Annotated in this window: 6 protein-coding genes; 4 read left to right on the top strand and 2 right to left on the bottom strand. The window is 61.1% G+C overall.

The window, feature by feature from the left end; all coding sequences use genetic code 11:
• Positions 1 to 123: 123 nt before the first annotated feature.
• Complete coding sequence (locus tag P7F28_RS20105) at positions 124 to 1,710, top strand: tannase/feruloyl esterase family alpha/beta hydrolase (RefSeq protein WP_277186352.1); 1,587 nt, start codon at positions 124 to 126, stop codon at positions 1,708 to 1,710.
• Positions 1,711 to 1,713: 3 nt separating this feature from the next.
• Here the strand turns inward: P7F28_RS20105 and P7F28_RS20110 are convergent, their stop codons facing one another.
• Both P7F28_RS20110 and P7F28_RS20115 read right to left on the bottom strand, forming a co-directional pair.
• A complete protein-coding gene (locus tag P7F28_RS20110) occupies positions 1,714 to 2,031 on the bottom strand; it encodes a DUF2917 domain-containing protein (RefSeq protein ID WP_277186345.1) in 318 nt (105 codons plus the stop codon).
• Between the two features lie 322 nt (positions 2,032 to 2,353).
• Positions 2,354 to 4,327, bottom strand: a complete 1,974-nt coding sequence (locus P7F28_RS20115; protein ID WP_277186346.1) for a hypothetical protein — start codon at positions 4,325 to 4,327, stop codon at positions 2,354 to 2,356.
• Between the two features lie 488 nt (positions 4,328 to 4,815).
• Here P7F28_RS20115 and P7F28_RS20120 point away from each other — a divergent pair, with 488 nt between their 5' ends.
• The 3 genes from P7F28_RS20120 (at position 4,816) to P7F28_RS20130 (ending at position 6,984) form a co-directional block, all read left to right on the top strand.
• On the top strand, positions 4,816 to 5,169 hold the full coding sequence (locus P7F28_RS20120; RefSeq protein WP_277186347.1) for a YciI family protein: 354 nt from the start codon (positions 4,816 to 4,818) through the stop codon (positions 5,167 to 5,169).
• Between the two features lie 121 nt (positions 5,170 to 5,290).
• A complete protein-coding gene (locus P7F28_RS20125; protein WP_277186348.1) occupies positions 5,291 to 5,689 on the top strand; it encodes a VOC family protein in 399 nt (132 codons plus the stop codon).
• Complete coding sequence (locus tag P7F28_RS20130) at positions 5,686 to 6,984, top strand: RNA polymerase sigma factor (protein WP_277186349.1); 1,299 nt, start codon at positions 5,686 to 5,688, stop codon at positions 6,982 to 6,984. The genes P7F28_RS20125 and P7F28_RS20130 overlap by 4 nt, the downstream gene beginning before the upstream one ends.
• Positions 6,985 to 7,348: the final 364 nt, after the last annotated feature.

Consider the following 7,348-nt stretch of genomic DNA (forward strand, 5'->3'; position numbering starts at 1 on the left):
TTATATATTGAGCGGCGTTTTGAAGCATTCACTTTCAACGTCTTCGTCCGCGTCGTGCGTCGCTTTCGTTCCTTTCGCTTGTTTCGATTCATCCGCCTCTGCGCGCTTCTGATCGCCGCGCTGATGCCGCTCGCGTCCGCGCATGCCGCGACGTATCTGACCAAGCATTGCGAAGACCTCGACGGCAAGAGCGTGCCGCCATCGATCATCGGTTTGCCGACGCGCGGCGCGACCGTGTTCAGCGCGACGGTCATCAAGGCGGCCGCGCCGGGGAATCGGAACGGCGAGTATTGCCGCATCACCGGCTATATCCGCGCCTTGCAGGACAGCACGCCCGATATCCGCTTCGAAGTGAATCTGCCGAGCCGCTGGAACGGCCGCGCCTTGCAGATGGGCGGCGGCGGTTACAACGGCACGATCGTTTCCGGCACCGAGCCGATGTCCTTCGCGCCGGACTCCACGCCGCTCGCGCGCGGCTACGCGACTTTCGGCTCCGACTCGGGCCACGCGGGCAACGCAGGCCGCGCGGACTTCGCCACCAACGACGAAGCCATCGTCAACTTCGGTTTCGGGCATCTGAAGAAAACACGCGATGTGGCGCTCGCGCTGATTCAGATGGGTTACGGGCGCAATCCCGAGAAGACGTATTTCGCGGGCGGATCGACGGGCGGGCGCGAAGGCTTCACCGTGATCGAACGCTTTCCGAACGATTACGACGGCGTGATCGCCAATGCACCGGCCATCAACTTTTCCGGCGTGCGGCTGATGGGCGTGCTGGTCGGGCAGGCGTCGTATTCGAAGCCGGGCGGTTTCGTCGGATTGGCGCAGCAGCGTCGCGTGTTCGAAACGGTCATGCAGCAATGCGACAAGCTCGACGGCGCGGCGGATGGCATCGTCAGTAACGTGGAGGCGTGCAGGAAGCTGGAGCCGCAGATCATCGCGTCATTGCGATGCGCGAATGGCCAGCGGCCGTCCCTGCGCGATAGCTGCCTGTCCGATGCGCAACTCGACACGCTTCAACTCCTGCGCGACGGCGTGAAGATGAAGTATCCGCTCGCATACAACGTGGACACGTACCCCGGCTACAACGTGTTTCAGGGCGTGGATTTCACCAGCACGCTCGGTCTCGGCGATTCACCCACGCTCGTCAATCCGCCGAGCTTCGCGGCCAACGGCTATCTCTTCGCACAGGGCGACGCGTATATCCGCCACTTCGTCACGCGCGATCTCAACTTCAACTCGCTGAACTTCGATATCGACGATCCGGGTCGCTACACGCAACGGCTTATCACGCTCGCGTACACGGTCGGCGCGATGAACCCGGATTTCACCGCGTTTATCGCGCACGGCGGCAAGCTGATCGCCATGCACGGTCTGTCCGATGAAGTGATCAGCCCGAATCAGACCATCGCGTTCTATAACGCGCTGATCGAGCATTACGGACAAGCCAAGGTCGATGCCTTCATGCGCCTGTACATGGTGCCCGGTTTTCAGCACGGCAACGGCGTGTTTCAACCCGCATGGGACGAACTCGGCGCGCTCGACGACTGGGTGACCAACGGCGTCGCGCCGGAGACGCTGATCGGCAGCGATATTGCGTCGGCCACCAACGGACGGACGCGGCCGATCTGTCGGTATCCGAACTGTCCGCGATATTCAGGCAAGGGCAGTCTGAATGTCGCGGCGAGTTTCAAGTGCGTCGCGCCTTGAGGTTCAGATCGCGTTCGGGATGAGCCAACGCGTGAACCAGCGCTGCACCGGCTTGCGATACGACGTCAGCGAAACCTCGACCTTGTGCTCGCCATCCGCTGAAATCCATACGCGCTCGCCGCGCGACAGGCGCACCACATCGCCGGGCATCAGAAAGTAATCGTAGGATTCCTGATGACGTGTCAGCCACACGCGGCCTTCACCGATGCGCAATTCCGCATCGCGTGGCACGCGCCACGACACGGTGCGTTGCGGGTGGATATCGACGTACACGACCACGCGCGCACCAGACTGCTTCTTCAACCACGATAAGCCTTCCATCCTGTTCTCCAGTGTCATTGAGCCGAAGACGGAAGGCCGCGCACGCATCAAAAACAAAAGGCCCCGTCTTGCGGCGGGGCCTTCGGAATCGATTGTTTGCCTCTCTTGCTAGCGCACACACGCTCCCGATGACCCGCCGTCGATGGCGTTCATTCGGTTTTTAATCGCGGCGATGGCGAAGAGGATGGCTGCGTGCATGTGTCGAAGTATCGCGGGAGGAGAGCGGGGCTGTCAATATTGAGATAGACGCTTAAAGCAAAAAAAGGCCCGGACGTCTGCGCGACGTTCGGGCCTTCCACACCTTATCCAACTCGAACCAGACTTACATGCCGAGGTAACCCGTCGGCACCGTCGAGTTCGCCTTCGAAACCGTCGCGTTCGTCGAGACGACGTATTGCGGCGCTTCCGTCAGCTTGAGCGTGACCGCGCCGTTCGTGTAGTTCACGTTCGACACGTTACCCATTGCATCGATCAACTGGACCGTGCCGCTGGTGCCGGCTGCATCGACGGTCAGTGCGTAGTTGGTGCTGTACGTCGAGCTGAAATTGCCGTTCGACGCCGGCCACACCGCGTTGTTATGCGTCCACACGGCAGTGATGACCTTACCGTTGTTCAACTGCTGGAACCCGTACGCATAGACACCCGACGGCGTGCTCTTGACCGGGCCGAGCGTGGTCGTGCCGTCCAGAATGCGCGTCATCGCGGCGACTTCCATGGCGGCCGGCTTCGGCGCGATATTGGTCGTGCCGAATGCGGCTTGCGGATTGTCGAGATCGAAGAACGTGCCGTAGCCGGTTTCGCCCGGGAAGTCCGGACCGAAGAACACGTACGTCTGATCCGCGCCTTCACCCAGCAGGATGATGTGCGTGCGCGCTACCACCGCGCCTTGCGCGTACAGAATGTTCGGCGACGGATAGTTCGGGCTGTAGCTCGAACCGAGGTCGTAGCTGATGCCCGTTTCCGTGACGAACAGCTTCATGTTCTTCTTGTAGTCCGCCTGCATTTCGGCGCGCAGATTGCGCATTTCGTTACGCAGCGAGTTCGCGGCATCGGCGGCGCTTGCATCCGTGTCGTGACGCTCAGGCGGATGCGAAGGCGAGGTGCCTGCATCGTAATAACCGTGCGTGGCGATACCATCGATATAGTTCGCATAACCGAGCGGCGCGAGGCGCTTCAGACGATCCGTCGTCAGCGACGGGAACGGCTCGGCCGGGCCCATCACGACCGCGTTCTTGTCGCCCGCGTGCAGGCCCTGATACGCGGCCTTGTACAGCGCGACGAAGTTCGCATCGGTATCCTTCCAGAGGATGTACGGTTCCCACGTCACCTGGTAGTAGTTCGCCGACATCGTCGGGTAGTACTTGCCGCGGACCGATTCCGTTTCCTGACCCACGCGCTGCATGTAGTTCTGGAAATAGCTCAGATCGTTCGGGATATAGCCATAATCCGGGCTCAGACCGTGCGAGCTGGCCCAGCCCGGAATGCCGTCGAGGCGCACCAGACGCATGACCTGACCCGACGTGTAGAACGAGTCGAGGTTGTTTGCAGTCGGCTTGAACGTGTTGCGACCGTTCGGCTCCATCACCGACATCTGGCGATCGTCGATCGTCGAGGTGATGCCGAGCGCGCTCAGCATGGTGCCGTTGTCGTTGAAGCCCTGCATACCGAAGCGATGCTGTTCTTGCTTCGCGTACGTGACGGCGGGAATCGTGGCGCTCAGGTTCGGGATCACGCCGAAGCTGGCGAAACCGTTCGGGCGCGTGCCCGATGTCTGCACCTGACCGCCTGCGTTGGCGAGCGTGGCGGAGACCTGGAAGTAGCCGGCCAGCGACGAAGTACACGTGAGCGTGTTTGTCGTGGCGACGGCGGGCACCGCGAAGCTGCCCTGTGCGACCGTCTTGCCGACGGAATCGGCGATGGTCCACTTGAGCGTGTCGGCGGAACCGGCGCGCGTGGTGATCGCCACGGGGATCTTCGTGCCGGTCTGATACATGCGCGAGCCATCGGATCCGGGGGTATCGACGGTAATCTGGCCGTCACCGCCCGATGCGGACGACACTGCCGGACGCGCGCAGGTCATACGCAGCGCGGCTTGCGCGTTCGCGACGGCCTGGGTGGTCACATCGGCGGCGCTGGCGAGCGCGGCGGATGAAGCTGAGGAGGCCGCAGCGGCGCTGCTTGCGCTGCCGGCGGTGCCAGCGTTCGTGACGGAAGCGGGAGAATTGCCGTCGCTGCCGCCGCCGCATCCGGCAAGCGCTACGACCAGCGTCGACAAGAGGAAAGGAGCCTTTTTCATCGGTTCATCTGCACATGGACCGAGCGTCTTTCAAGACGCCCAGCGATGCCGGTAGGCATCGGGGTTGGATTGGGGCAGGCCAAGTCCGGCAACGCTTGTCGCCGTCCGGGCCAGAACTTGGCGCCGTGCCCCGCGATGTTCGGCCGACCGGGCCGGAAAACGAGGGCGCAAACGTCCGCTCCGCGGTATGGTTGACGGCGGAGGGTTGCTGCACATGGGAACTACTCAGAACTGCGAGAGCCGATCAGGGAATACACCCGATGGCGGTAACGGAAAGACAGTCGGTGCGCTGGCGCACTTATGCTGCATCGATGCGTCGGACGAATCCTACTTGGAAACATCGGTAACTGTATGTAATAGGCAGCAACAATTTGTTACGTATGACGAATAATTAATTGTCTTAAGAAATGCTCAATGCACGTCAGTATTGCCGTTGCGGGAACAGTGCCTTTGAATGAGTCGTCTGAAAAAATTTTCAGGAGGTTGTGGTGGCTTACCTACTTTTAGTGATTGAACCGGTGGACCAGCGCATGTCGCGCACTGCTGAAGAAGGACAGCAAGCGTATGCGCAAATGGTTGATTTCGCAGAGAAATTGCGGAATGACGGAGTGCTGGAAGCGGTCGAATCGCTCACATCGTTGAACGATGCTGCGCGTGTTTCCAATATCAAAGGCGATACACGCGTGGTCGATGGCCCGTTTGCCGAAGCCAAGGAAATGATCGGCGGTTTTTTCCTGCTGAATGTTGAAACACGCGAGGAGGCAGTCGCAATTGCCGCCGCGTGCCCGGCGGCGCAGTGGTGCACCATCGAGGTTCGGAAGATCGGTCCTTGCTATTTTTGACCGGGTACTTACCCTGATGCGGTAACTTTGTGAGGCTTCGTTTACGGCTCTTTCTTCGCGAAATGAAGTCTAAAAACGCGCAGTTACCTGATCGTTACAAACTCGACGGAGACGACGCGACATGCACAAGCAGATCTTCGTGAACCTGCCGGTTCGCGATCTCAAACGCTCGATGACTTTCTTCAAAGCGCTCGGCCTGAATTTCGATTCGAACTTCACCAATGACGACGCCGCGTGCCTCGTGATCGGCGAAAACATCTATGCGATGCTGCTCGTCGAACCGTTCTTCCAGACCTTCACGGAAAAGCCGCTGGTCGATGCGCACAAGCAAACCGAAACGCTCGTGTGTCTGTCGTGCGAGAGCAGGGCGGAAGTGGACGATCTGGTGGCGCGCGCGGTGGCGGCGGGCGGCCGTGCGCCACGCGCGCCGCAGGACCACGGCTTTATGTACGGCCATGGCTTCGAGGATCTCGACGGCCACATTTGGGAGCTGATGCACATGAGCGCGGAAGCCGCGTGAGTGCGACACATGAGCGTCCGCGCGACGCAGACGAAGCCGCCCGCCGCGCGATCGATGCGGTGTGGCGCATCGAATCCGCCAAGGTGATCGCGAGCGTGGCGCGCGTGGTGCGCGACGTCGCGCTGGCCGAAGAACTCGCGCAGGACGCGTTCGTCACGGCTTTGGAACACTGGGGCGTGGACGGCGTGCCGGACAAGCCGGGAGCGTGGCTGATGACGACCGCGAAAAACAAGGCGCTCGACCGTTTGCGGCAACACGCGCTGCACGCGCGCAAGCAAGAGGAACTCGGCCACGATATGGAAGCGCAGGAGGCTCACATCACGCCCGATTTCGTCGATTCACTCGATGCCGCGCGTGAAGACGATATCGGTGACGATCTGCTGCGGCTGATTTTCACGGCCTGCCATCCGGTGCTATCGCTCGATGCGCGCGCGGCGCTCACGCTGCGCCTGATCGGCGGCCTCACCACGGACGAAATCGCGCGCGCGTTCCTGGCGCCGGAACCGACCATCGCACAGCGGATCGTGCGGGCGAAGAAGACGCTGTCGGCCGCGCGCGTGCCGTTCGAAGTACCGAAAGCCGATGCGCGCGCGACGCGGCTGGCATCGGTGCTCGAAGTGATCTATCTGATCTTCAACGAAGGCTATTCGGCGACGGCCGGCAGCGACTGGATGCGTCCGGCGCTCTGCGAAGACGCGTTGCGGCTCGGGCGCATTCTGGCCGAACTGCTGCCGGAAGAAAGCGAAGTCCACGGCCTTGTCGCGCTGATGGAGATACAAGCCTCACGGACCCGCGCGCGGGTGGATCGCGAGGGACGACCGGTGTTGTTGCCCGATCAGGATCGCAGCCGCTGGGATCCGTTACTGATCCGGCGCGGCTTGACGGCTTTATCGCGATCCGCATCGCTGGGCGGTGCGCGCGGCGTCTACGCGCTCCAGGCGGCGCTGGCGGCGTGTCACGCCCGCGCATCGACCGCCGCGGATACCGACTGGCGGATGATCGTGACGCTTTACGACGCGCTGATGCAGGTCGCGCCGACGCCGGTGGTCGCGTTGAATCGCGCGGTGGCGGTGAGCATGGCGGACGGACCGCAGGCGGCGCTCGATATCGTCGATACGTTGCGCGAGATTCCGGCGTTGAAAAGTTATCACTGGCTGCCGAGCGTGCGGGCTGATTTGCTGGCGAAGCTTGGGCGTCGGGAGGAAGCGCGCGTCGAGTTTGAGCGCGCGGCGGAGATGGCGCAGAACGAGCGGGAACGGGAGTTTTTGAATCGGCGGGCTGGGGAGATTGGGTGATTTGAGGTTACGTGTCGGTGCGTATTTGTGATTTTACATAACATAAATTAGCAAATTTTAACTTGTAGGTCCCAAGTTCAAATCTATGGCCAGCCCGAATTTTGCAACCTTTGGTTTTGACAGTGTGTGGCTTGCGCAAATCTATCCGGAATCGTGCCGGACGCTCGTCCGTTGTTCCGAGATGAAAACCGCACCGGTCGAACCTCAAAATGTCGGCAGCTGCTTGTGAGCTGTAGAACTTGTCAGGTTATTCGTCCGGTCGCTGAGCCGTTGACCATCAATCTCCAGCAGTCGCAAAACCTGGTTAGCAAAATCTCAAATCGTGCGAACCAACAACGAACCGTGATATTCCGTGTGCTTCGTG

The sequence above is a fragment of the Caballeronia sp. BR00000012568055 genome, assembly GCF_029439455.1.
GTDB lineage: Bacteria > Pseudomonadota > Gammaproteobacteria > Burkholderiales > Burkholderiaceae > Caballeronia.